We start from the raw sequence: 26690 nt of genomic DNA, 5'->3' as shown, positions 1-26690 counted from the left end.
ATGGCAACAGTAAATGCACCAACGGATACGCAGTATGTTTTTGATCCAGTTCTTTTCATAATGGAAGGAGCTGGGGAGTATGATATCACTATTGAAGGGGTGAAGACAAAAGTGTCTGCAATAGCTAACACTGCTGTGTTTGATGCATCAGGACTTTTAAAGTCCTTGTTCACTATTGATACGTTGTCAAATGGGATGGTACGGAAGAATGTTGCCTGGTCCGTGGTGCAAGCCGGTGTATCTCTCGCTTCCGGAATCTTTGAAGTTGTCTATGGAAGCAATAAGGTTGTCAATTTCTCCGGAGACGGGGCACATATCACATTACGCTGGATTAGCCGTAGCGGTGAGTTAGATTCATACGAATTCTGTATTCATCAGGACAGCCGGAAATTAGAGAATATTCAGACAGCTGGTATCGGAGGATTGACTTATAAATTATCATTCAGTCAGGTTAATAAAATAACTCTGTTCACAGCTTTGGTGGACAGGGAAACATTTGAAGACTTTACGGCCATTCAGGAAAGTGCGATTGTACAGGCCTCTGTACTTGATGGGTGGTTGAATGTAGAGGTTGAAGCAAAAGAGTATAAACGAACAAAAGCCGCATTGCAGGATTTTGATATAACAATAGTGTTACCGAATGAAAGATAAACTATTCATTGATAATGTAGAGGTTGATTTACCGGAAGGTGGATCGGGTGTCGTATTGAATCGTGCAGTGAGTAAGCCTGCTGATATGTCAACGATATTGTCGGGATATTCTTATACTATCCAGCTTCCTAAAACAGCACATAACATTCAGACGTTTGGTTTCTCAACGGAGGTGAATGTAGAAAGTGACTACCCACATGTAGAACACACAGCAAAAGTAATCAGGGATGGTATCACTCTGTTTGATGATGGTGTTGCAGTCGTTAAATCTGCCAGTAAAACAATTGAAGTTCTGATCAAATTCGGAGGAAATAAACGGTTGACAAGTCTCAATGATTACAAGCTAAAAGATATTTTTCCGGATAGTGGTTTGATTCCCTGGGACTATAGTGTGACCGAAACGGACTTTGTAAAATGGGTTCCAAAGTTAGACGGAATGCAAAGACAGCATCCCGAACATTTGCGGCCAGCAGTTAAAGTGTCTACATTATTCGATATGATTGTTGGGCAGTCGTTTGTCATGAATAACGCCTATCGATCTGTGATTGAAAAAATGTGGTTGATGTTACCTACAACAAATGGGAGTGAGGACGTTGTAAAGAATCTGGCTTTCCGTCTCAAGGGGACAACAACATCTGATCTGATCTCCGGTAGGGAACGTTATGATATTCTACCTGATTTGAGTTATCAAAATGCTCCTTATCATCAGAAACTGCATGACCTTATATATCGCACATTACCTGTAACCTTTATTAAAATTCCATTAGGTGGACGATATCGGATAAAAGGTACAGTAAAAGCGAATAATGTAGCTACAGGATGGAAGTTTGGTATATTCAGTCCTTCGGTTGAGTTTAAGGAAGGCGAGCCTCCTATGTTCGATATATTCGAAAGTGTATCAAAAGATATTGATGAGTATAGAAATATTGGTACAGGTGATATTTGTTTTGGTATTTACGATCCTTTTAAGACTGGGAATTTTGAAATAGATTTGACTATCTCTTTTGCTCCGGAGAATGAAAAGGATTATTCCCAGACAGCATTCTTATTGGATTATCCTATACGGGAGAACCTTCCGGATATATCGACGATGGACTTTATAAAGTCTGTCATGGGGGTGTTTGGCTTGATGGTTGAACAGCAGGGAAGTGTTTTATCATTTTATAATGTAGATGATGTAATCCTGAATAAATCCGGAGCGATTAATATTTCAAAAATGCTTATTGATAAAAAAGATGATAAGCTGGAATATTCCTATGGATTGACTAAAAAGAATATGCTGAAATATGCAGAAGATGATTTGGTCGATAAATCGTTCGGAGCATATACGTTTACAGCAGACACGTACGATAAGCAGGAGAATACGGTATATCAGTCTCCTTATGCTGCTACTGACAAAAACATTCCTCTATATACTTATAAGGTTGAAGAAGGGAAAGCAGAATATACTTTGAATAAAACGTCAAAGTGCCGGTTATTGTTGGAGAATGGGACCGTTGCGCTGGAAGTTTGGGGAAAATGGATTGATGCGGATATGAAAACTGTCACTTTCCGTTCTTTCACTTTTGAACCTTTGAAATATGACAACCTGGTCCGTAGATATTGGACGGGGTATTTAGGTGTTTACGCAAATAAACCGAGAATTTCATATCGAAAGGCAAAACTTGATCCGACCTTTTTCCCGAACCTGTCTTTTTGTAAGCCATTGTATGCAGATGGTAATTATTATATGTTGCTATCGGTAAATAACTATACGGAGGTTGGTAAAGCAGATTTGGAATTGGCTCTTATTGATGGTGTAGATGTAACGGGAGAGGGTGAAACATCTTTGAGAAATGCCATATTGGTAAATCCGACAACACCGTTGAAATTTTCACCTACTACGGTCGCTCTTTATACGGCAATGTCTTTGGCAGTTGCAACGTCTACCGATGGAAAGCTGATCCGTGAATTGGACGAAACCGGGACGGTGACAAATGATATGTATTTGCCATTGGATACAGGGGAGGGGGATGCTAAAAGAGTTGCTTTAAAAACTATCAAGGATAATATTCAGAGTGATAGTGAGGGAATATTCCTTCGTAAAGACAAGCCGGATTCAACAGAGTTTCCAATTGCGTTTAAAGGAGGCGCTACCTTTGGCAATTATGTTGGTGGCTTTCATGGCTCCGGTGCCAGAATAAATGAAAAAGGGGAAGGTGAAATGCGTAGCCTTCAACTATGGGAGTTCTTGGAAGTACCTGAACTACGGTTTAACCGTATCGATGTTGTGTCGGGTGAGCTTTGGAATGCCATTGCTTTCGGTTTGATCGAATCCGTTGATACGGAGAATAAGATTGTGAAGCTGAAACTTGAAAAGGGTGAACTTGCCGGATTACATGTGAATGATTTTTGTCGTGGTATATTCCATAACCTGACCGGAAATGAGACAACGGAAGGAACCGACAGTGCCGGATTTAAGACAATGGTTGGTTTCTCGACTGCCTACTTTACGCCTACAGAAATAATCGATAATGCCCATTTCAGATATGAACTGAAACCCGGTACAACGGTTCACCCTACAAAATCAATGAAGTTTGCCGTATATGGAAATCCAACAGAAAAGAACCGGCAGAACTCCGCTTATTCTACAAGAACTTATCAGCGGTATCTTCGCAATGTCAGCACGTGGGAGATCAATCCGGGGAAACATATATCATCGCAATGGGGTGATCTTTCCGACCTGGTCATAAATGGAGAGTCCCTGGCCGAAGGGTCAATCTATTTGAACAATGTTTATTTCGGAGGAAACGTTTGGAACGTTCCTGGCTTGGATAACAATTTGAAGGGACAGGATGCATATTCTGTAACCTTGTCGACTTATAGTGCTGTATATAATACGAAAGATGGATTGACTGAACAGGTTGATATCGTTACCGGTGATAAAAATGTTGTGACGGGAATGAGTCAGGTTGTTGCACAAAACTTTCGTATATCAACCAAAATTCAGGTAACAAAAGGTACGGAGTTATTACGGTACAGTACTGTTATTGGAGAAGGTAAATATCTGGTTTCCTCTGTGGGTACAGGATGCACATATACAGTAACCGATGGCCTTGTCGTAGTTCATAGCGTAACGGAGGAAAAGGCAGAAATAAAGTTGGAGATTAATTGTGAGGGACTAGCTGTCTATGAACAGGTATTTACAATTGTCCGGGTAATAGATGGTGTGGATGGTACAGATGTGGAATGGATATTTCAGCGTACCGCAACCGAAGCCGCGAAACCGGCCAGACCGACTGTCTCTGAAAATGTGGCGGATTTTGTTCCTGAGGGTTGGACAGACGATCCGGTAGGTCCAGATATAACGAATCAGTTTGAGTGGAGTTGTAAGCGTGAAAAAGCGAATGGTGTTTGGGGATCATTCTCCGAAGTATTCCTATGGTCCAGATGGGGTAAAGATGGTACTAGTACCGAATACATCTATGCCCTTTCAAAGAATTATGCGCCACCAGCGATAACTAACAGCCAGGAAGATGGCCATGTCCCTATGGAATGGTATTCTGCCCCTCTTAGCGTTACCGCAGAGTATAAAGTATTATGGGTGTCTCAACGGGTAAAAAAAGATGGGCGGTGGAGTAATTTTTCTAATCCTAGTATATACGCAAAATGGGCGGAAGATGGAAAAGATGGAGATCCTGGTATAGATGGTTATTCCACATATGGAGTTTATAGAAGGTCAGAGACGCAACCGGACACTCCTGAGGAAGATAAATTGCCTCCTTCTGGTTGGGCACGGGATCCTCCTTCTGGAACCCTTCCGCTCTGGATGAGTAAGGCTGTATTTTTTAGCAGTGGTTTTAAAAAGGGGCCTTGGTCTGCTCCTGTAAGAATATCGGGAACAGACGGTCAAGATGGAGGAGCTGGTCCTTCATTGACATTCAGAAAAAAATATGATGCTTCGAAAATCTATACCGGGACGGAACAACATGTTGATGCTGTTTATACTGAAGATACTCCAGGGACTAAAGTCTTTTGGATGGCTAAAACGTCTGCCGGTTCATTTAGTAATAAATATCCGAGTGCCGGGTCTGCATATTGGGAAAGATTTCAAGGTCAATTTGAAAGTATAGCGACGGGACTGGCATTGATCGAAGAGGCAAATATTGCAGGTTGGTGGTTCTCTGACCTGACAATCCAGAGTCAAAATAGGAATGTGGTTATTGACGGCAATGCCGATACTCATCCCCGTATAGCGTTGGGGGCCTCGTATGAGAATAGGGATAATGCACCGGCAAGAATGTATGAAAATGGTGAAGTTTATTTTGAGAAGGGTACTTTTGGAGGTAAGGTCATAAGTTCACTTAATGGCAATAGGATTATTATTGATCCGGACGATCAGTCTCTAAAGATGATAAATTCATCAAATAAAGAAGTTTTTAATATTTCATTTCAGAATACAGTAGGACAACAATCGTTTCCAGAAATAAACATGTATATGCACACTGTCGATGGTGGTTTAGCGCGACATATAAAATTACACGCAGGAGGACTTTATATGCTGGGGAGTGACAGTTCTAATACAGTATCAATAACACCATCTTCTTTGACATTTCCAAATCTATCATCGATTGATCCCAAAATCAAAGGAGCTTTTTGGAGGGATGGAACAACCGTAAAGGTTTCGCAAGGATAACACTATTAAATTATAAGTAATATGGCAGGAACAAAGGATATAAAAGATTTCACAAAGTTTCCCAGTTTATCGGACAATGATTATCTGTTGGGAACAAAGACCGATTTAGGTGGTACGGATGCCGGTATAACTGTCGGGAACTTCAAAAAGCAGGTGGCCAATGATGCGGCCCCTTCAATTAATGAAAATGGATACTGGGTCGTTAATGGTGTTAGCACAGGAGAGAAAGCCCGGGGAGAAACTCCGGTGTTAAACAGCGGTACGACGACCACAGGGGGGGAAGGAACCGGAGCATCGTCCGAAGTCGTACCTGACGGGCAGACACCGGAGGGATCGCCTAAATACAAGCTAAACCTGACCCTTCCGCGTGGATCGGCCGGTAAGGCTGGTAAAACAGCAATCTTCGGAATAGGGAATGTCTCTGATGGCGAAAAGGCCTCTGCTACCTTGACTGCTGATGGAGAAGACGGATCCGGTAATCCCAAGTATAAATTGAACCTTGTGTTACCTGCAGGTAAAACCGGAGAAAACGGAAAAACTCCGAAGTTCGAAGCCGGAAGTGTCTCGACACTGGAACCGGGCCAGTTGGCCTCGGCTGAAATAAGCTTCAAAGAGTACGATACGGACGGTAGCCCAATATACGTAATTTCTTTGTCTATCCCGAAAGGAGATACAGGTAGTCCCGGTAAAACCCCGGTTCTTAAATCAGTCAATGCCAAATCCGGAGACACTCCTTCCGGCAGTTTCATCGCTGATGGTACAGATGAATCCGGTAACCCGAAGTATATCCTGAATCTTACATTACCTGCCGGAAAAGACGGACAATCGGCAATATTTGAACAGGGAACGACGACTACATTGGAACCGACAGAACCGGCCTCTGTAGAAGTTGTTGAGAATGGGACAACTCCTGAAGGAAATCCCAAGTATATCCTGAACTTTAGTATTCCCAGAGGCCAGGTAGGTAAACCTGGAATCGGATCGGGTAATGTGTCTGCCGATGGCACCGGGCTTGTAGCTGGTAAAAAGTATTTGTTTGTCCCGGAATCGGACGGAAGTACATCTGGTGCGTTTGTCGAGTATGTCGCCCCTGAAGCATATGATGATACCCCACTTAGAAAGGAAATAGCCGATAATCTGGCTGCAGCCAAGACTTACACCAATGAACAGATAGCTGGTATCGTTCAATTTGATATAAAAGCGGTCCCGGAACTGCCGGATACCGGAGTAAAAGGAACGATCTATTTAGTTCCTAAAAACGGATCGGGAAATGATGTCCATAATGAGTATATCTGGGATGAAACTTCAAGTAAATTTGAATTGATAGGTTCTACTTCTGTCGATTTATCAGATTACTATACTAAGAATGAAGCCAACGAACGTTATGTTTTGAAGGAAGCAGGGAAACGTTTAATGACGAATGCGGAAGGAGCAAAGCTGGAAGGTATAGAATCCGGTGCAAACAAATTCCAGTACCCTGTCAATCCCGGAGAAGGTCAGGTTCTCACGTGGTCTGCCGGAGCAGCCAAATGGGATAATCCGGCAAGCGGTTACGAATATATTGAACTAGGGGACATTTTACAGATAAGCCGTGTAAAGACTTCTACCGAACTGGACTGGAACGACTTTATTAAGGGTAAAACGATGGATGATTTAGAACAGGCTTATATCAACAATACCCCTATATATTCTAAAATACAAAGTCGTTATTTCGGGGAAAAGATGGGATATTCACAATGTACTTCCATAATGAAAATAGTTGACGGTACTGTTGTGCATTATTACTTATCTTTTGTCGTGGCTTATAGCGCGACTAACTCTGATAATATTTACAACTACCTTATTGATTTAAGAGGCGTTACAGGGGAAGGTTGGCGCGATGCAACGTCGCGGGCAAGTTGCTTGTTCACTAAAACGGCTGTCCCTGTTGGCACATCTATCCCGTTTACTGGCGGATTTGTAATCATGGATTTGTCTACAGGAGGAAGCAGGGATTTGATTATAAACCCGCCCGGCTTCTATCCGCTTCAAAATTCGACTACAACGATCATGTTGCGTAACACGTCTAGCCTGACAACCAAGTTGACATTCACTATAAAATTAAGTTCAGATGCAAGTTCGGAAGGTTCGAAATTACTCATTCCATCTGAACTACCTGAACTGGCAGGAGGTGAAGCATGTGAACTTAGCATATTATGGGCAGACTGGAAATATATAGTTCGTGCGTCTGAACCTTTTAATTATAAAGAATACGTTGAATAGTATGGGAAACAGAAGAAGGTCATTATTATTTGCTTCCCCCTTAATAGAGGTCGCCCAGTTGGTGGTAATCAAATCATCAGGAACTTACATAGTACCTGCCAATACGGTAAAACTCGATGTCTTTCTGGTTAGTGCTGGTGGTGGAGGTGGTCTGCCAGTAGCATCCACATCTTATGGTTCCTATACAGCTGGATATGCTGGGGAAGGTGGTGCAGTTGTATATCAGGAAAACATGCCATTCATTAAAGGAGAAGAAATAAATGTTGTGATCGGACAAGGTGGGAGTGCAGCAACAACAGCCAATAATGCGGGAAACAAAGGAGGTGATACATCTTTTGGAACGCTCATTGCATTGGGTGGTAATGGTGGAATTGCCGGAACAAATTCATTGCCATCAATCGGGAGTGATGGAACAGCTTGTCCATTTGGAGATATAGAATCGGAATCTATCATATCTACTGATTTATTTGGAGCAAATGGAGGAGATGGGAGTACTACTACTACGGCTAATGTAGGAGGGAATACTGGCGCAGGAAAAGGAGCCAATCGCTCTACTGCTGCTGATAATGCTTCTTTTTACGGTTCTGCCGGAGGGGGTGGAACTATATACAGGACATTTAGTAACGCAATAAGAAAAGGAGGAAATGGTTATCAGGGAGTTGTTATATTGAAAGTTACCCGTATGATAAAAGAAAGTGAAATACCCCTTGTTGAAAAATTTGAGATAATCACTGATATATCTCGGACCTCTTGGACTGTGCCTGACAATACAAAAAAAATAGACATCTTTATAGTAGGTGGCGGAGGTGGTGGTGACGGTTCAAACTCTGTAAACACTAATGGAGACTGGGTCAGTGGTGGCGGAGGTGGAGAAGTATTATATGTAGAAGATATTTCTTTCACAAAAAATCAAATATTTGAATTATCAGTTGGGGATTGGACTGCTTTATCGTATGGTGGTGAAAAAGGAAACCCAACAACATTTGGAGAATATACTGTAGCAGGAGGAGAAGCGGGAAAAGAAAGCAATGGTGGACGTCCTTACACTAAAGATGGCACACTTTGTCCTTTTGGAGACTTATCTCATATAGACCCAGATTTGACTGGTACTGTAAGATATGCGGCAACCGGTGGTTATGTTGAATATAGCAATGGTACATTATATGAATATTCAGGAAATAAAACCGGCGGAGGTGGTGGCAGTATTAAGGGCAATGCCGGAAATGGTACATTCTATGGATCCGGTGGCGGTGGCATGGGAGTTTCTAGTGGCCAGTTTTCTCGTCCCGGAAGAGGGTGTCAGGGTATAATAATAATCCGATATTATGTAAAATCCTTTGAATAAAGTTTAATTATAGGATCTAATTAGTAGGAGTATCAAATATAAAAAATTAGAGGTATGGCGGATAATAAAGAACAAGTAATATTAGAAGTAGTTATTAAAAATGATGCAGCATCGAAACGGCTCAAGGAGAATAAGCAGGATATTGCTGAACTTCGGGAAGAACAAGCCTTGTTGAATAAAACGACATTGGAGGGGAAGGAGGCCTATAAACGATATGAAGATGAAATAAAGAATCTTAGGAAACATAATTTGTTATTGAATCAAGAGATCAGGAACAATAATAAATCAATAGAGGATCAGGAAGGCAGTTTGCAATCTATGCGTGCTGAACTTTCCCGGCTGAATAAGGTATATGTAAATCTTAGTCAAGCGGAGCGTGAGTCTGCAAAAGGACGTGATTTACAAAAGAAAATCTTATCTCTCAATACTACGATCGGAGATGCAGAGAAAAAACTGGGGGATTTTCGTCGACAGGTGGGTAATTATGAAAATGCCATGAAATCGGCGTTAGGGGCAAACAATAAATATGTTGCAACCCTTATGCTCATGAAAGATGGCAATATGAATTTGGGCGCAGCCTTAAAAACTACTACATCGGTTGTAATCTCTTTCGGAAAAGCCCTTTTTGCTGCGATAATGGCAAACCCAATTATAGCAGTTATTGCAGGAATTGTTGCAGTCCTTACTGGGCTTGTTAAAATAATGAGAGGTAATGAGGAGCAATCAGCACGTTTGGATGCAGTTTTGGCTCCGTTGAAAAGAACATTTGAGGGTATTGTTGCCGTACTTCAGATTGTTGCAGGATGGGTTCTTGATGTTGCTGAAGGGTTTGAAGCGTTAGCATTGCAAGTAACTAAACTAGGGGAGAAGATTCCTGTAATTGGAAAATATTTCAAACAAAGTAATGATGCCATGCTTGCCAGTATACAACTTTCAAAAGATAAAGCAGCTTTAGATAAGCAAACTCGGGAATTAGATGTTGCGAATGCAAAAGCTCAATATGAATCATCTGAACTTCGAAAGAAGGCGGAAGATCGGGTAAAATATACGGCAGAAGAAAGGCTAAAGTTTGTACAGGAAGCGAATGCCAAAGAGCAAGAAATTCTTGATAACCGGTTAAAGATTGCAGAGGAACAGTTTCGTATTGCTCAGGAAGAGGCCACTTATAATGAAAATAGTAAAGAGGTTAATGAAGATTTGACCAAAATGGAAGCAAACTTGTATCTTGTTAGAAAAGAACATTCGGATAAGACAAAAGAATTGATGACTAAGGAGAATGAGATACGAAATCAGTCTCTTACCGCTGAAAAAACACGTTTGGCTCAGGCTAAGAAGGCTACTGAAGAAGCAGTAAAGCAAAAGCAGAAAGAACTTGAATTAATCCGTCAGGCTGAAGATGCTGCTTTGTCTTTGGTAAAGGAAGGAATAGAAAAACAGAGGCAGGTTATCAATGTTCAGTATGATCGACAGATCGAAGATTTGAAACGCAAGCTCAGTACTGAAAAGAATTTAACTGATGCAGCAAAGAAAGCGTTGAATGATTCTATAATTCTGGCCGAACAGAAACGTGATGCAGATTTGAAGAAACTATCTGATGATTCTATCCAGGTTCAGATAAAAAAAGAAACTGAACGTATCCAGTTACAACTTGACTCTGTCAAAGAAGGAACATCACAGGAACATAATCTCCGGCTTTCCCTTATCGAACAGAATCGCCAGGCTGAACTTGCCGCTAATTTACAACTGGCTGAAGAACTTCGGCAATCGGAAGTCGATATAAATGCAGCTTACAACAAATTGATAGCAGATGAAAACGAAGCATTCCGGAAAGAGCAGTTCGATAAGCAATCTGAATATATCCGCTTAGAATGGGAAAATAAAATTTTGCAGCTCCGAGAGGGAACATTGCAAGAATATGACTTAAAAGTGCAACAAGCCCAAGCTGACTATGACTTATTAGTAAATATGGATGCCGCAACCAAAGCTGCATTGTATGAATCGGATATCGAATATACGAATGCTGTACTACAAAGTCAGAAGAGGATAACAGAAGCAAAGCAGGCTCAGGTTAATGCGGAAAATGAATTTGTACTTATGCAGATAGAAGCTGCAACAACTGTTACTGATGCTTTTTCCTCAATGATTGATACTTTTGCTGAAGATAATGAAAATTTGGCCGCTTTTGCTAAAACAGTAGCATTATTCAATATAGGTTTGAGTACGGCAGAAGCATTGGCAAAGGGGGTAGCCTCTGCTCAAGCAGTTGGCTTCCCTGCTAATATTCCTGCAATTGCTACAACTATTGCAGCAATTATGGCAAATATCGTAAAAGCAAAACAATTGGTAAGCAAAGAGAAGAACCCGAAATATGCCGATGGTGGTGAAATCACAGGTCCTTCGCATGCTTCAGGTGGGGTTCTGATCGAAGCTGAAGGAGGGGAAGGTATTATAAATAAACACTCAATGTCTAACCCCTTACTACGTTCTATCGCTAGCGCAGTCAATGTGGCCGGTGGTGGTGTTCCATTCTCTAATGTTCCAATATTCCCGTCGGGTTCCAGTGGTGGGTTCGATACTGCCGAACTGAAAGCTGTTTTCGTTGAAGCATTAAAAGAAATGCCGGTTCCCGTGGTTAGTGTTGTTGAGTTTACAGAGGTACAAGATAGAGTGAAAATGATTCAAAATAATTCGACTATATGAAAGTTCATGAAATATTAGCCTTTAATAAGGAGTTATTAGAAAAGCTCTATTCTGCTGGTTTGAATACATCTGATTTTTTACATGTTGATCTGTATAATGAGTATGCTCGGCTAAAAAGGGATGGATTGAAAAAGGCTTATATTGTTTCTTTCCTTTCCGATCAGTATAATATGAGTGAACGAAAAGTGTATCAGGTCATTTCTAAGATGGAACGCTCTGTTTGAACTCTGTATTTTTTATTTCATAGGCTGTATCGTTTTATCGGTACGGCCTTTTTTTATTACTGCAAAATATGTGCAGTGCTTTTTCATTTTATCTTTTCTTTTAATATACAATATGATATAAATTTGCACAAAAAGATATTTTAAATATGGCGGTATTAAAGATTCACAGCGATATAGTAGATGAAGAAACAAGAGTTGTCCGGTTAATGTGGACCGGGATAGATGGAACGTCTTTTTCAACTGTTGATGCTTTTATTGACTCAATTCCAAAAGATGATAATGAAATAGAGATTCGTCTTAATTGTGAAGGCGGCAATATTTCTGAGGGATGGAGTATTTATGATAAGCTTCGTGCCACAGGGAAGGATATTTCTGCGGTTATCGAAGGAAAATGTGCATCGATGGCCTCCATCTTATTGCTTGCTGCATCAAAAGAAAGACGATCAGGATATACTAATTCAAAGTTATGTATTCATAAACCCCTTGTTCTTGCAAATAAAGGCTGTACGATGAGGTCGAATGATCTTCGTCAAATGGCGGATGATTTGGATCGTGAAAATGAAAAGTTTTTGGATTTGTATGTAGAAAGGACAGGAGCGGACAGGGAACAACTTCAATCTTTGATGGAAGAAGATAGATATGTAGATATGGATCAGGCAAAAGAATTGGGCTTTGTTTCAACTATCCTCCTTCCTCTATCTGCTTCAAAAAAAGATCACTCAAATATAAATAATATGGCAAAAACAGGAGAAAATGTAGAAGTTAGTCAGAGTCTATTTGCTAAAATGCTTGCAAAGTTAGGCTATGCAAAAATTGAAGATGCGGAAGCAGCATTTAAAAAGGTCGCTCTTGATCTGTCAACTGCCGACGGAAGTACTTTAACAGTAGAACGTGAAGAAGGGGAACCACAGGTCGGTGATACAGCATCCCCGGACGGAGAACATCTTATGCCGGATGGAAGTACAATCGTCGTAGAAGGTGGAGTAATAACAGAAATCCGTGATCCGGAAGAGGAAAATAATAATGACAAACTGGATGCTGCCAATGCGCGAATAGCGGAATTGGAAGCTGAACTAACGTCTTTGCGTGCTCAGGCTAAAAGCCAGGACGAACTTGTGATCTTGAATAAGGTCAAAACAATGGGAGGTTTGGAAGGCTTGAAGAAAATTGCAAGTAGCTATGTTCCTGATGCGCGAGGTTTCCAAGGCAATCAAGGTAGACAGGGCGGAAACGGTGATCCGGTTTCTCTGATTGATAAAAAGCTGGCTGAAAAACGTGATGCCCGTAAAAAGAAGTTTAACAAATAAAAAATGTTTGTATGCCTAAGTTAGATTTTACGAAATTAACCCCGACAAATCATGCAATTGAGAGTTTGCGTGATTTGTTAAACATGACTGTGTTTCAGGATGAAAACCTGGAGCAGTTTATTACGTCAATGGGTAAAATAGTCCACGGTAAACGCCTTGGCTTCATTGGAGAAATGGAAGATGTCGGTAATGAGGGGGCCGGTTGTAATCCTACCTACAAATCAGTAGGTATTCCGGCTGCTGAAAAGCAGTGGGAACTCGGGGACTGGGAAATTCCTTTGAATCTTTGCTATGAGGATTTGGAAGGAACGATTGCTGATTACTGTTTGAAAACTGGTACTGAAATTGGTGATCTTACATCTACGGAATACATGGATTACATTGTGTTACCCAAATTGGAAGAAGCCATGCGGAAAATGATGTGGCGTATCGCCTGGTATGGTGATAAAGACGCGAAAAATAATGCTGATGGAGGTGTGTTGACATCTGGTGTCGATCCAACTTTGTTTACGATGGCCGACGGTTTTTGGAAGCGTATTTTTGCTATTGCGGCCGGTAACTCTAATCAATATACAGAAATCTCAGCGAATGACACTGCATCTTATGCAACCCAGAAATCAGGATTATTGACAAAAGGTGTTGCAACATCTTTGTTTGAAAAAATCCGAATGGATGCAGATGGACGCATTGAGGCAATGGACGGATCGGCTATTTTCTGTACGAAATCTTTGGCTGATGCTTTAGCCTGGGATGCAAAACAAACCTATAATACGATTATGCCGTGGCAGGTTCTGTTTGATGGTCTAAAAGTCTCTGAGTGGGATGGTGTGAAAGTTTATTCTATCTCTTTGTTTGACCGATTCACAAAAAAATATCAGGATAATGATACAAAGTTGAATTTACCGCATCGTGCTGTATATACTTCGCCCAGTCAGTTACTCATGGGTTATCCGGGTAGTTCTGCTATTTCAGAACTTGATGTGTGGTTCGAACGTAAAGAACGTATGAACTATATCTATTCAACAGGTAAGATCGGTACTCTTACCAAAGAGGATGAACTTATTCATGCTGCTTATTAATAATTCGGGGTATGGTATTCTGTACCCCATCAAATACTCATAGATATGGCAGATTGCGAAAGTTTAATTAAAAAAGATATTGATACTAACTGTGATACACCAGTTACTCGTGGTTTGGAAGCTAATGCAGTAATCATAAATCGTTCAGATATTGATTTTGCAAAAAGCGTGTTTGCTACAGGAAAAAGCAATGTTCTTGAGGCTCTTGTTTTGAAGACAGGAAAGAAAGGATATAAATGTTTCGTACCGGGTAAAACACCCTTTACCGGGACTAAGACAAGTCTGAATGTTGGAACTTATGTTAATACATTCAATAATGAGTTTGCAATTGTGATCCTGGACAATGGGCCCGAGACTTGCGAAAGCATTATTGATGGTTTGGCAAATGGGACGTTTGTAGTCGTTTATGAAAACAAACATAAGGGTACAACGAAAGATGCTGCATTCCAGGTTTCTGGTTTTTATCAGGGTATGACTGCAACGACATTGGAGAATGACAAATACAGTGAGGAAACCGAAGGCGGTTGGAAAGCTGTGTTGACAGAAGAACGTGCTCCGAAATCCGGTTTGTTCCTGCATAAAACGGATTATGAAACGACAAAGGCTTTGTTTGATAGCTTAACTGCAGCAGCTTAATACTGTATAGGTATGAGAGTGGATGAACTATTGACAAATGAAGTGATCGAGCGTTTTCGTCTTCGGAAAGAAACACCGCAAGAACGGGATACGCTCGTTTCTTTGGCTTCTAAAGCTCTATGTCGCAAAATATTCTACACTTGTAGGAACTGTTATTTTGATGCGTTGATGGAACTCGTCAACCTTTATAAAACTAATCGAATATTATTTGAGGAACGTATGAAAGAAAAAAGATATCAGATTGCCCGAGGTGTGTGTATGCCTCTTGGCTTTGGTTCCAGTCGTATGATCGTGTACCAGAATTGTACGGATGAGTTAGCGATCGAATTTTTGTCTTTGGATGAAAAAAACAGTAAGTATTTTGAACGTCTGCCTGATGGATGGAAGGATGATGTTGCAGAATATTTGGATAAGTTGTCAGGGAAAGAACATATTCCTGTTGAATTAACTCCTGCCGAATTGGATGCTATCGCCGATATGAAAAGAATGCTTATTGAAGGTCTGACAAAAAGAGCTGTAAAGGAGCATTTTGTGACCTTTGATAAGGTTGGTGATGTAAAGGTTACGAAAAAGTATATTGATTCTTTACTGAAAGAGGCATCTGAACAATTGAAGGCAGAAAGTGAGAAGAAAACAGATGATCCGGGTAAAGATGGTGCATTGGAGAACGGAGAAAATCCGGATCAGACGGAAGTTGATTAATTGATACAATAGACTTGTGAAATATGACAATTGATGAAGTAAAAATACCGAAAATACGTATTCCTGTAGCAGATGTAACCAACCTGGATATACAAAGTTATGGAAATGGGAATAACTATCCTCAGATGATATTGCAACTGTTGGGTGCTTCCAGCAATGCAAAAAGTTGTGTTGGCCGGTATGCAAAATTTATTAGAGGTGCAGGTTTCAAAGATTCCTTATTTTACAAGTCTATTGTCAATATGAAAGGCCAGACATGTGATACTTTGCTAAGGCTCTGTTCTGATGATTTGGCAAAATTTGGTGGATTTGCTTTGCACATAAATTACAATCTTCTATGTGAGATCACTAGCGTCGAGCATATTCCTTTTGAAGACTGCCGTCTGGGTATTGATGATGATACCGGATATATAGCCAAAATTGGCATACACCCAGATTGGACCTGTTCGAAGGGAAAGAAAAAGATCAAGAAGCCCAGTAAAAGTACTATTGCCTATACAGATGTGTTTAATCCTAATCCCGACGTTGTACTATCTCAGATTGTGGCAGCAGGAGGTATTGAAGCCTATAAAGGTCAGACGTTATATGTGTCAAAAGATGGGTTCATGGTCTATCCATCTACCATTTACGACAGTGCCATTACTGATATAAGCACCGATGAAGGTTTGGCAAATGTTCGTTATCGTAATGTCCGAAGTAATTTTTTGCCGATGGGTATGTTCGTTTATCCCAAAGGACAGAAAGTCATGGTAGAAGATAAAGATGGAAATTGGGTTGAAGGGACAGAATATCAGAATGGTTTTGATGCAGCGAAATTTAAAGATTTTCAAGGTGATTCCGAAGCATGTAAAATTTTAGGTGTAGGGCGTGAAGATGGAGACGATGTTCCTCAATTTGTCGAGTTCCCAACCAAGAACTTCGATAAAGACTTTACTGTAACAAAGGATGCTGTAGCGGAGGAAATACATGCTGCGTTCAATCAGGAGGTATTTTACCGCATTCGTTCCGGTGCACTGGGGTTTTCAAACGACATTATTAATGATGCCTTTAACTTTTATAATGCTATGACGATCGACGAGCGTGTCCTGATGGAACAAAGTTTCCGATCAGTGTTCTCACATTTTGCATATCCGGTTAATCAAACAAACGATTATTCATTAATTCCTTTAAGTTATGAAGTCCAATCTGTTTAATAAGCAATTAACGGACGTAGATAGTGTAAAAACTACCGTTCGCCCCATGTCGACGCATGTAGATGTTGAAAAAATACTTGTGTACATTGATGAATCCCAGCAGCAGGATATCAAAAATGCTTTAGGCGATAACCTTTTTATTGATTTACTCCGGTATGTCAACCGTGAAGAAGGCTCACCGGTCAATGAAGCCTATGAGAATTTGCTTCATGGCGGCATCTATAAAAATGGGAATGATGAATTTATATTTTCAGGCCTTGAAAAAGCTCTGAAATATTTCGTTTACGCGCGTTTGGTGAAACATGGAGACAGGAACCTGTCACGGGTGGGATTGATGCAGAATCAGGTTGAATATAGCTCACATGCAGAGTTAAAAGAAAAGCAGGAAGAGTATAAGGATGCTTTTTCTGTTGCTGAGGAACTGATGAATGATTGTCTCCGGTATATCAAGCATAATTCAGATAAGTTCCCTAAATGGAGAAAAGGAAGCATTACTCCGGTTCGTGGTCCTGTAATTTCTAAAATAGGGGACTGATGGAGAACTATACAGATAAATTCCTTTTTGGACTGATCGAGTTTTTCGCCTGGGCGAAATGGCTTTTCTTCCTGGCTTTAGTGTTGACGCTGGGTGATCTGAAGTTCGGTATTGAAGCATCCCGATACAGGAAAGACCCGATCAAACGATCGCGAGCTGTCCGGCGTACAATGGATAAGATTACAAGTTATATCATTTGGGTTGTAATGGCTTATTCGTTCGGCCAGGCTTTCGGGCAACCATTTGGGATTGACTTGCTACCGCTTATAATCCTACTCGTTATATATGGGGTTGAGTTAGAAAGTATATATGTCAACTACTTTGCTGCACGTGGTAAGCATGTAAAAGTGAAGTTTCTGAATTTCTTTGGAAAGAAAACAGATATAATAGAAATAGAAGGTGATAAAAATGAGACAGATAAATAAAATCATAATACATTGTACTGCATCACGTAAGGGACAACCCCTAACAGTTGCAGATATTGATAAAATGCACCAAACACGCGGATGGAACGGTATCGGCTATCATTACGTAGTTTATGCCGATGGATCAGTTCATAAAGGGCGACCAGTAGAAAAAGCCGGGGCGCACGTTTCAGGGCACAATGCGGACAGTATAGGTATTTGTTATGTCGGTGGACTAGATGGTTCCGGGAATCCCAAAGATACTCGTACAGAAGCGCAAAAGGCGGCCATCCGTGAATTGGTAAATGAATTGTGCCGGAAGTATCCAAACGTTGTAGAAGTAAAAGGTCACCGAGATTATTCGCCTGATCTGAATGGTAACGGTGTGATTGATCCTTTTGAATGGTTAAAGGTTTGTCCCTGCTTTGACGTACAGAGTGAATTTACTTCGTTCCTTCCCAATGTGAATGTGAAACCATGAAAGGCCTTGTATTACTCTGGTGTATGTTTCTTTTGTTTGGATGCGGAACAAAAAAGCAAAACTACAGATCGGAAACGGTTAGTACGACTGTTAGTGCTCAAAAGGATAGTACACATATCACTGAATCTGTTCAACGGACAATTACGGAGTTATTGGAGTATAAAGGAACCGGTATCATAACTATAACAGAGTTATCCAAGCCGGACAGTATCGGGAACCAATATATTGTAAAGACTACCCAGATGGATATTCATTCCGAACAAAAACGATCGGTGATAACGGAAGAGAATAGTGGTAAGCAGGAGACGGATACATCTATCCAGGTAAAGAATGAAGGTATAAAAGAGGTAGTTACTGATGATGTACTGATTGATCGAAGGGCTGTTTTACCGAGTTGGGTATCTGGATTGATTGTCATTTTGTCTGGTTGTGTAGGTTTGTGGATAGTTAGGAATTTTAAATAGTATTTTTTACTCATAGTAATGGTTTAGTTAGTAATGGAGACCGCTTTGCTAGGGATTGGTAGAGCGGTTTTTTATAATAGAGAAAATAGGGTGATGTAATATAGCGGAGTTGGAGGATCAGATTTTTTTCACAAGGTATTTCTTGTTTTTCATGTTTTTTCTATTTTTCTTTGTGGATAGTAAAGGGCTTATGAAAACTTTGTATGTCATTAAGTGAGTATACAGGTTTGTTATTCTTAATGAAAATTGAAAAACTGATGAAAAAACAAGGTCATATACGCTTATTTTATTTTAGAAATGAGAAGAAAAGGAAAAGAGCGAAACTAAAAGCTAAGGAAAATAGAATAAAACGAGCTCAGAGGAAAAGAGAAAAATACAAACGTCAAAGGGTTAATATCTCTTATAATCAGAGATTAGAAAGAACATTATTTGCTCCTCAGCGGTTTTCTTTGTTAGAGGACCCTGAAGAAGTTATAGGATTTATTAATCAGATAGATGAATTATATACAAAAACACCTAATGTTAAAAGTGTGAAGTTTGAGTTAAGAGATATTATTAGCATAGATATTGGTGCTATATGTTTGTTATTATCTAAGCTGAATGAATTGTCAAAGAGAAAGATCAATAACTGGGGAACATTTCCTAAAAATTCAGAATGTCAAAAAATAATACGCGAATCTGGTTTTTTAGATCGTATGAGCGAAATGGGAAGTGGGAAACCTTTTATAAGGCATAACGATAATTTGATATTGAATCGCGGTTTTGATAAGACTGATAATGCAGCAACAGCTAGAGAGATACGTAAGGCTGTTAAATACTTAACAGGAAAGGAAAATAATTATAAGCCAATTTATAGTATTTCTCAGGAAATATGTGCTAATTCTGTAGAACATGGAAATGAGGATACTTATAAAAAAAACTGGCTGTTTACTACAAGTTATCAGTCTGACCAAGTGATTTTTACAATGACAGATATAGGTGAAGGGATACTGAGTACTTTGAGAAGAAAGTTTTTAAAACAGATTCAAGAGAGTTTTAAAGAGCCTATAGATATTTTGTTAAATGCTTTTGAAAAACAATATGAATCAAGAACGAAAGATCCTAATAGGAACAAAGGATTACCTAAGATTTATAAAACATCTTCAAAAAAATATATAGAGAATTTGATTGTAATAACAAATAATGTACTTTTGAATTTCGATAATCTGGATAAGTCAAAAATTCTTAAAAAGAAGTTTAAGGGAACGTTTTATTTGTGGATTTTAAATAAAAAATGTATAGAAAGATGGGAAAGAAGATTCGAAATATAGCAGTGATAAACTATTCATTAGATCCTGGACCTAGATATATACGGCAAGGAGATCATTCTGGGGAAGATTATTATCATAGGGTTTTGAATGGTGAGTTTTATAGTGCATTAATGAATGATGAGATATTAGAGGTTTCATTAGATGGTACAAGTGGATATGCATCGTCTTTTTTAGATGAGGCGTTTGGTAATTTAGTGTATGACTTTACTTTAGAAAAGGTAAAGAGTAATATATTTATTGTTTCTGAAGAAGAACCTGAATGGAAGGAAATGATTGAAAATGAAAGTTTCATTGAGTGGGAGCAAAGACGGAAAGATAAACGAGAACCAGTGAAAACTTTTGATCATGAAGAATGGTACAGATTTAATGGAAATGAATATATTAAAAAAAGATGGATCAAGAAATAACCTTAATTGGACTTTCTCTTACTAAGTCTGATTGGATTTCAGTAATTAATATAATTGTTACAAGTCTTATCGGTATTTGGTTAGCATTGATAGTACAGAAAAATTTTACAACAAATAGAGCTGTAAAAGATTATTATATTCAGGAAATAAGTGAAGTAAGGAAATTATATGTTGATTTTTTAAATAATATTTATAAAGGACGAATCTCGGCAAAAGCTATAAAAGAATGGTTTAAGGTAGTCTCTAATAGGATTGATTGTGTTGAAAAAAGTGTAAATGAATCATTTCGAATAAAAAATAGTGATATTTATAAAACTCATTCTGAGATACAAAGTTATATTACTGGTACGGACGAGTTTAACGATGGCTATCGTGATGAGCAATTAGTTTTTTCTGAATCAGTGAAAAATGAAATTTTGATTTATCATACGAAATTGCTGCATTGTTTTATGGAATTGGTTATAAAGATTAATCATGCAAGTAAACATGGTGTATTTTGGAAAATAAAACACTGTTTGAATAGAATATGGGAATAAGTGAATAAATAATTTATATCGAAAGCTTTTTTCCTGAAAGAGTTTAGTCAGGTTCAAATACGCTTTTGATTACACATTTGTATTTAGTCTGGCGGGCCCGGTAGTTAATTCTGCCGGGCTTTTCATTCGGGGATGGAATAGGGGACATTTTTGTTTCAGTTTGGTGTTAAATCGTTCTTGTGATATAGTTGGCGAGTTTTGATTAAATGTTGATTTTTCGGAGATATTCATATAGAGAGAAATAGAGTTGAAGAAGTCGTATGTTCTGGTAGAACAACAAAAAAGGTTTGAAATTCAATTTCAAACCTTTTTTTATTTCTCCTTATTCATTTTCTTTTCCCCATCTGAAGCCGATGCGATCCAGTAGTTGGATGCGTTCGCTGCTGAGTTTACCTCTTCTTCTCAGATAGCCCATTCGCATCCACCAGGAGTAAAGGGATTCTTCTTTTTCACTCTCGGTCCCAGTCCTTGAGCGAGGGTACCGCTTTTCGTTTGTTATGAATTCGCTGAACTCATGGTATCTTTCGATCCATATCTTTTCGAGCCGTTCCGGCGAACGTCCGTTACTTGACTGGCTGTCGGACCAGTCAAAACCCAGGTCGGTCAGCTTTTTGATCTGCCTGGGGGTTAGCGTGACGCTTGTATCCTTGCCGTTTTTGTAAGCTCTCATTTTGCTGCACCATTTCGCCAGTCGTGATTCCTCCTGGTCTCTGGTGTGGGCAGGCCACCGGCCGGTGTTGTTGTAGTAATCCCTGACCAGATTGAACGATTCCTTCCAGCTTCTCCTTTTGTTGTACGTATACCAGTTGAATCCTATGTCATCCAGCAATTTGATGCGTTCTTTATTCTGTTTGGTCTTAGGTGTGTTTTTTCGGGTGATTTTTTGGGTTGCACACCAATTGGACAATTTGATCTCTAACGGGTCTGAAGCACTGCTGGAAGGCCAGCGCTGTTCTTTTTCCAAAAAGATTTTCAGGTTATTATAATTATTCTGCCACTGTTCCGTCTTTTTCCGGATCTTGTCTGCGTCGATTCTGTCGATTAATCTAATCTGTTTTCCTATAAGTTTTTCCGGAGAATGATTTTTAAGGAATCTGCATCTGCTAATCCATTGGCCCAAACTTCGTTCTTTTGCCTCTTTCGCCGTAGGCACAGGCCATTTGTTATGTTTATCGTAAAAGACAATAATAGCACGCAAGATGCCGTTTCTTTTTTTCTTTCTTTTATTCATATACTTACTACTCTGGATCTTCTTTGTCTGTTATGTATGCTCAAAGATATTCAAATATTTGATTTTTAGTCATATCATTTTGACAGAATGTTATTTTATCCCTGTTTTCTATGCTTTTTTACAGGAATATTCACTTCTGTTTTCAAAATACCAGAATCTCGTGAAGATAAATGAATACAAAGCGCTTGTATTTTATCCGTTATGATGTTGTTTTGATTCGCATTATATTTTGTCAACCAGCATCAAAAAGGCTTTCTTTTAGTTCTTATTTTTAGTCTGATTTCTACTTTTCATCCTTTTAGGGAGATTGTTAAAAAAATCATCCGTATGATTTCATAAATCCATCCGCACAGTATGCACAAAACTTCCGCCCATTGTGCCCTTTGTGAATTGGTAAAATGCCTTCTCCAGCCGCTCCGTATTGCTTACAACAAACCGATTGTAGTCACCAGCGGTTATCGTAGTCCGGAAGTAAATCGCCTGGCGGGTGGTGTCCGTTCCAGCCAGCATGTGAAAGGGGAGGCGGCAGATTGTTATGTCCCTGATATTTATTTCCTGTTGGATACTCTTAAAAAGAGCGGCCTGCCCTTCGACCAGGCTATTCTCTACCGAAAGAAGCATTTCCTGCATTTATCATACCGGGTGAATGGAAAGCAGAGACGTCAGGTATTATATAGATGAATAAAAATCCCCCAATCGCAAAAAAATATTTGTGAGTTTTGCAATTGGGGGATATTCACTATATCAGAAATGATTAATTCTGTTCTTTCAGGATCACATCGTGTGCACCACCTTCTACGATACTTGTTGAAGATACCAGTGTGATCTTGGCATTTTTCTGTAAATCAGGAATTGTGATGGCTCCGCAGCTACACATAGTAGCTTTGATTTTACCTAATGTCAGATTGAGGTTGTCTTTCATTTTTCCGGCATAAGGCACGTAGCTGTCTACTCCTTCTTCAAACTTCAGTGAAGCTGTGCCTCCCATATCGTAACGTTGCCAGTTCTGGGCGCGGTTTGAACCTTCACCCCAGTATTCTTTTACGAAATTATTGCCGATGCGCAGTTTCTTTGTAGGAGACTCGTCGAAACGGGCAAAATAACGTCCCATCATCAGGAAGTCGGCACCCATTGCCAGGGCAAGTACCATATGGTAGTCATGTACCAGGCCGCCGTCGCTACAGATAGGAACATAAATACCGGTCTGTTCTTTATATTCGTCACGCGCCTGGGCGACATCGATCAGGGCAGTAGCTTGTCCGCGTCCGATACCTTTCTGTTCACGGGTAATACAGATAGAACCGCCACCGATACCTACTTTGATGAAATCGGCTCCGGCTTTTACCAGATATAAGAAACCTTCTCTGTCTACCACGTTTCCGGCACCCACCTTAACTTTATCACCATATTCTTTTTTGATCCATTGCAATGTTTCGCATTGCCATTCGGAGTAACCGTCGGAAGAGTCGATACATAATACATCTACACCGGCTTCAACCAATGCGGGAACACGCTCCATATAGTCGCGGGTATTGATACCGGCACCAACCAGCAACTTTTTATCTGCACCGGAAAGTTCGTTCGGGTTTTCGCGGTGGTTGTCATAATCCTTGCGGAATACGAAATAAGCCAGATTCTGGTCTTTGTCTATGATAGGAAGTGTATTCAGTTTATGATCCCAGATGATCTGGTTAGCTTCTTTCAACGAGATGCCGACTTCGCCGACGATCAGTTTGGAGAAAGGAGTCATGAACTCTTTTACTTTTGTGGAAAGATCGTCTTTTTCGGCACGATAGTCGCGGCTGGTAACCAATCCGAGCAGTTTACCGTTAGGAGTTCCGTCGTCGGTAATACCGATTGTGGAATGTTCTGTCTGATTAACCAGGTCGATAACGTCGGCCAACGTGTTTTCAGGAGTCAGGTTAGAGTCGCTGGTGACAAAACCTGCTTTGAACTTTTTCACTCTTCTGACCATCTCTGCCTGGCTGGCGATTGGCTGTGAACCGAAAATGAATGAAAGACCACCGTTACGGGCCAGTTCGATAGCCAGCTCAGGACCGGATACCGATTGCATGATTGCCGAAACAAACGGGATATTTAATTCAATAGGAGACTTCTCGCCGACATTGTGTTTGACAAGTGATGTTTTCAGTGAAACGTTTGTGGGCACACATTGTTTGGTGGTCAAACCGGGAATAAGCAGGTATTCTCCGAAGGTTCTAGATACATCGTTTAAGTAAACTGCCATATGATTAATATTTACAGGATGAATTTTTGTGCAAAAGTACTGAATTCTGTTCAGATATGTTTTCATTTAGGTGCATTTTTCATACTAATTAAAGGACTATTGTCTGAGGAAGGGAGGTATCGGAACTTTTTCAGCGGATGGAATGTTATATATGTGAATTAAAGAGGAGGAATATTTTATGAAAATGGTAGTAGATAAGGCGAACTCTCGTGGATATGCAAATCATGGTTGGCTTAAAACATATCATACATTTAGTTTTGCAAATTATTACAATCCCAAAAGGGTACATTTCGGGATGTTGCGTGTGTTGAACGATGATACGGTTGCTCCGAGCGAAGGCTTTGACACACATCCGCATAAGAATATGGAAGTGATATCCATACCGCTGAATGGCTATCTGCGTCATGGCGACAGTATACAGAACAGTGAAACCATTACCCCGGGTGATATCCAGGTGATGAGTGCCGGTACAGGTATTTTCCACAGTGAATTCAATGACAGTGCCGAACAGCAGCTTGAATTTTTGCAGATATGGGTTTTCCCTCGTGAGGAAAATACGAAACCGAAGTATAATAATTATGATGTACGTTCTTTACTGAAGAAGAATGAGTTGTCGTTGATCCTTTCGCCTGACGGTGAAACACCGGCTGCGATCAACCAGGATGCCTGGTTCTCGATAGGTGAACTGGATGCGGGACAGATCAAGGAGTATAAACTTCATAAGAAGAGTACAGGCGTTTATCTTTTCGTTATCGAAGGAGAAGTGGAAGTGAATAACACAGTGCTTTCCAAACGGGATGGTGCCGGTTTTTATGAAACAGACAGTATTACGATAGAAGTGCTGAAAGATTCCCGGATCTTATTGATGGAAGTTCCGATGAATTGATAGTATCTGATCTTTTGGGTGAATATGAATCTGAAATAGTCTGAAGGAGGTATGTCAGGCATGGCACACCTCCTTCTATTTTTTAGTAGTCCCTGTCAGACAGGAAATCGATCATCCGCAGGATGGCCCGGCTACAGGCCGGACAGAAGGGGGCATAATCACGCATCATACAATGGTCCATCGGGCGATAGATACCTTTGGGTATGTAACCGCCTCCTTCAAATACACCGGGTTTGTCTTTATGCGCATCGTCCAGCGGGGTGGGTACCGGAGTTTGGGCAGGCAAAAGGTCTTTCCATTTGCTGTCGAAATCGACCAATGTGGTGATATTGGGCTCCCAGGGTTCGTATTTCAGATTGTAGAAATCCTGATAGGCGACTTCGGAAGAAAAATACTCGTCGGCCAGTCCGGCAAAGCTGTGTCCGAATTCGTGAACGAAAACATGCTGTGTCCGCTCATTATCGGCTGTCCCCATGGCGTAGAAGTTGTACATGCCGCCCCCTCCGTAGGTGTCGGTGTTGACCAACAGGAATATAGCATCGCAGGGAACATTCCAGACTGCGTCGCGGATGGATTTCATATCCGGTGTTGTCAGGTAACGGTCTACGCCGAACGTATAATATCCTGAATTTAAGGCGGTGTTCTTATAGATGCCTTTTCCGGAGATGTCTGTTCCGCGGTCTTCCGAAATCAGGTTAACGGCCCATACATTGAAATTTTCCCGTTGTGTTGTGTACGGAGGTGTCTGGAACAACGATTCCGTGAATTTTTTAGCATCGGCAACGAATTTTTCCTGATCGTCAGCCGTATATCCTTCTGCAATAAAAACCAGGTCGACCTTCTCACTGGAGTCTCCCTTGTATTGGATTTGTGTGACTTTGTTGTCCTTGAGTTTTCCGCGATCAATAAAAATGCTGGCCGGGTCGATATCCATTTTCAACAGGGGATGGAATTGCATGTCCGCCTTGTCGCGGGCTGTGATCTCAACTGTTACGGTTGCTTTCGGATAGGGAACCGAGATGCTGTTTGTCCATGCCTGTGTTTCGGTCTTGGCTTGTTCTGTGCTGCGCCACTCTTCAAAAAGCGTATTGAATCCGCGTGAATAGATTAGTTCGTTATTTGATTTGTCGTATATGTTGACGTAGTAACCTCCGTAATTGAATTTGTCAATCAGGTTTTTTACCGGGCCTCCCCATACGGGTTCTTCCCGCAACTGTTGGATAGCGGCTGCCTGAAATTGGGAATTGCCGCTTAAAGCAAAGTCGATCCGTAAACTTTTTTTGGTGAAGTGTTTGTCAAAGTCACTTTGCGCCAGGCAAGCAAGGCTGCAAAGGCATGTTATCAGAAGCAAAGAAATTTTTGTTTTCATCTTTTGGTGTTTTATTCGGTGTGATTTATACGCGCAAATGTAATA

At 40.3% G+C, this 26690-nt stretch carries 23 protein-coding genes; 20 read left to right on the top strand and 3 right to left on the bottom strand.

The genetic code is table 11. The features are described from left to right. The 18 genes from K6V26_RS14850 (at window position 1) to K6V26_RS14765 (ending at window position 20911) form a co-directional block, all read left to right on the top strand. Window positions 1-651 carry a hypothetical protein gene (locus K6V26_RS14850; protein ID WP_224265724.1) on the top strand — a complete coding sequence of 217 codons (651 nt, stop codon included), beginning with the start codon at window positions 1-3 and terminating at the stop codon, window positions 649-651. Then, a complete protein-coding gene (locus tag K6V26_RS14845; protein WP_224265723.1) occupies window positions 641-5326 on the top strand; it encodes a hypothetical protein in 4686 nt (1561 codons plus the stop codon). Before K6V26_RS14850 ends, K6V26_RS14845 begins: the two co-directional genes overlap by 11 nt. 21 nt (window positions 5327-5347) lie before the next feature. After that, window positions 5348-7588 (top strand): hypothetical protein, encoded by a 2241-nt coding sequence (locus K6V26_RS14840; RefSeq protein ID WP_224265722.1) that lies wholly within the window; start codon window positions 5348-5350, stop codon window positions 7586-7588. A 1-nt stretch (window position 7589) separates the two neighbouring features. Continuing rightward, a complete protein-coding gene (locus K6V26_RS14835; RefSeq protein WP_224265721.1) occupies window positions 7590-8933 on the top strand; it encodes a glycine-rich domain-containing protein in 1344 nt (447 codons plus the stop codon). A gap of 54 nt (window positions 8934-8987) precedes the next feature. Continuing rightward, window positions 8988-11633: a coiled-coil domain-containing protein gene (locus tag K6V26_RS14830; protein WP_224265720.1), complete on the top strand. Its 2646-nt coding sequence runs from the start codon at window positions 8988-8990 to the stop codon at window positions 11631-11633. Further along, window positions 11630-11857, top strand: coding sequence for a hypothetical protein (locus K6V26_RS14825; RefSeq protein ID WP_122362898.1), 228 nt, complete (start codon window positions 11630-11632; stop codon window positions 11855-11857). Before K6V26_RS14830 ends, K6V26_RS14825 begins: the two co-directional genes overlap by 4 nt. Window positions 11858-12003: 146 nt before the next feature. Then, window positions 12004-13164 carry a Clp protease ClpP gene (locus K6V26_RS14820; RefSeq protein ID WP_224265719.1) on the top strand — a complete coding sequence of 387 codons (1161 nt, stop codon included), beginning with the start codon at window positions 12004-12006 and terminating at the stop codon, window positions 13162-13164. An 11-nt stretch (window positions 13165-13175) separates the two neighbouring features. After that, a complete protein-coding gene (locus K6V26_RS14815; protein ID WP_224265718.1) occupies window positions 13176-14243 on the top strand; it encodes a hypothetical protein in 1068 nt (355 codons plus the stop codon). A 45-nt stretch (window positions 14244-14288) separates the two neighbouring features. Beyond that, a complete protein-coding gene (locus K6V26_RS14810) occupies window positions 14289-14879 on the top strand; it encodes a hypothetical protein (protein ID WP_224265717.1) in 591 nt (196 codons plus the stop codon). Window positions 14880-14891: 12 nt separating this feature from the next. Further along, window positions 14892-15581: a hypothetical protein gene (locus K6V26_RS14805; protein WP_224265716.1), complete on the top strand. Its 690-nt coding sequence runs from the start codon at window positions 14892-14894 to the stop codon at window positions 15579-15581. A 23-nt stretch (window positions 15582-15604) separates the two neighbouring features. After that, the gene (locus K6V26_RS14800; RefSeq protein WP_224265715.1) at window positions 15605-16774 is read left to right on the top strand and encodes a hypothetical protein; all 1170 of its coding nucleotides are present in this window, start codon (window positions 15605-15607) and stop codon (window positions 16772-16774) included. Next, entirely contained in the window at window positions 16755-17309 is a 555-nt protein-coding gene (locus tag K6V26_RS14795; RefSeq protein ID WP_122327303.1) for a DUF6712 family protein, read from the top strand. The genes K6V26_RS14800 and K6V26_RS14795 overlap by 20 nt, the downstream gene beginning before the upstream one ends. Beyond that, window positions 17309-17734, top strand: coding sequence for a hypothetical protein (locus K6V26_RS14790; RefSeq protein ID WP_046145024.1), 426 nt, complete (start codon window positions 17309-17311; stop codon window positions 17732-17734). The genes K6V26_RS14795 and K6V26_RS14790 overlap by 1 nt, the downstream gene beginning before the upstream one ends. After that, complete coding sequence (locus K6V26_RS14785; protein WP_224265714.1) at window positions 17718-18194, top strand: N-acetylmuramoyl-L-alanine amidase; 477 nt, start codon at window positions 17718-17720, stop codon at window positions 18192-18194. The genes K6V26_RS14790 and K6V26_RS14785 overlap by 17 nt, the downstream gene beginning before the upstream one ends. Further along, entirely contained in the window at window positions 18191-18658 is a 468-nt protein-coding gene (locus tag K6V26_RS14780; RefSeq protein WP_224265713.1) for a hypothetical protein, read from the top strand. The genes K6V26_RS14785 and K6V26_RS14780 overlap by 4 nt, the downstream gene beginning before the upstream one ends. A gap of 257 nt (window positions 18659-18915) precedes the next feature. Beyond that, window positions 18916-19968 (top strand): hypothetical protein, encoded by a 1053-nt coding sequence (locus K6V26_RS14775; RefSeq protein WP_224265712.1) that lies wholly within the window; start codon window positions 18916-18918, stop codon window positions 19966-19968. Further along, entirely contained in the window at window positions 19944-20375 is a 432-nt protein-coding gene (locus K6V26_RS14770) for an STAS-like domain-containing protein (protein WP_224265711.1), read from the top strand. The genes K6V26_RS14775 and K6V26_RS14770 overlap by 25 nt, the downstream gene beginning before the upstream one ends. Then, window positions 20360-20911 (top strand): hypothetical protein, encoded by a 552-nt coding sequence (locus K6V26_RS14765; protein ID WP_224265710.1) that lies wholly within the window; start codon window positions 20360-20362, stop codon window positions 20909-20911. Before K6V26_RS14770 ends, K6V26_RS14765 begins: the two co-directional genes overlap by 16 nt. 322 nt (window positions 20912-21233) lie before the next feature. Here the strand turns inward: K6V26_RS14765 and K6V26_RS14760 are convergent, their stop codons facing one another. Next, window positions 21234-22142, bottom strand: a complete 909-nt coding sequence (locus tag K6V26_RS14760; protein WP_010802421.1) for a helicase associated domain-containing protein — start codon at window positions 22140-22142, stop codon at window positions 21234-21236. Window positions 22143-22496: 354 nt separating this feature from the next. On the opposite strand from K6V26_RS14760, the gene K6V26_RS14755 reads away from it, so the two are divergent. Continuing rightward, window positions 22497-22823: a D-Ala-D-Ala carboxypeptidase family metallohydrolase gene (locus K6V26_RS14755; protein WP_224265709.1), complete on the top strand. Its 327-nt coding sequence runs from the start codon at window positions 22497-22499 to the stop codon at window positions 22821-22823. 73 nt (window positions 22824-22896) lie between these two features. Here K6V26_RS14755 and K6V26_RS14750 read toward each other — a convergent pair whose 3' ends face one another. After that, window positions 22897-24390 (bottom strand): IMP dehydrogenase, encoded by a 1494-nt coding sequence (locus tag K6V26_RS14750; protein ID WP_007658983.1) that lies wholly within the window; start codon window positions 24388-24390, stop codon window positions 22897-22899. 178 nt (window positions 24391-24568) lie between these two features. Here K6V26_RS14750 and K6V26_RS14745 point away from each other — a divergent pair, with 178 nt between their 5' ends. After that, window positions 24569-25276, top strand: a complete 708-nt coding sequence (locus tag K6V26_RS14745; RefSeq protein ID WP_010802423.1) for a pirin family protein — start codon at window positions 24569-24571, stop codon at window positions 25274-25276. A gap of 82 nt (window positions 25277-25358) precedes the next feature. Here the strand turns inward: K6V26_RS14745 and K6V26_RS14740 are convergent, their stop codons facing one another. Further along, window positions 25359-26645: a M64 family metallopeptidase gene (locus K6V26_RS14740; protein ID WP_224265708.1), complete on the bottom strand. Its 1287-nt coding sequence runs from the start codon at window positions 26643-26645 to the stop codon at window positions 25359-25361. Between the last annotated feature and the right edge of the window lie 45 nt (window positions 26646-26690).

The sequence above is a fragment of the Parabacteroides goldsteinii genome (genome assembly GCF_020091425.1).
In the GTDB taxonomy this organism is placed as follows: domain Bacteria; phylum Bacteroidota; class Bacteroidia; order Bacteroidales; family Tannerellaceae; genus Parabacteroides; species Parabacteroides goldsteinii.
This window is presented reverse-complemented; position numbering and strand designations above follow the sequence as displayed.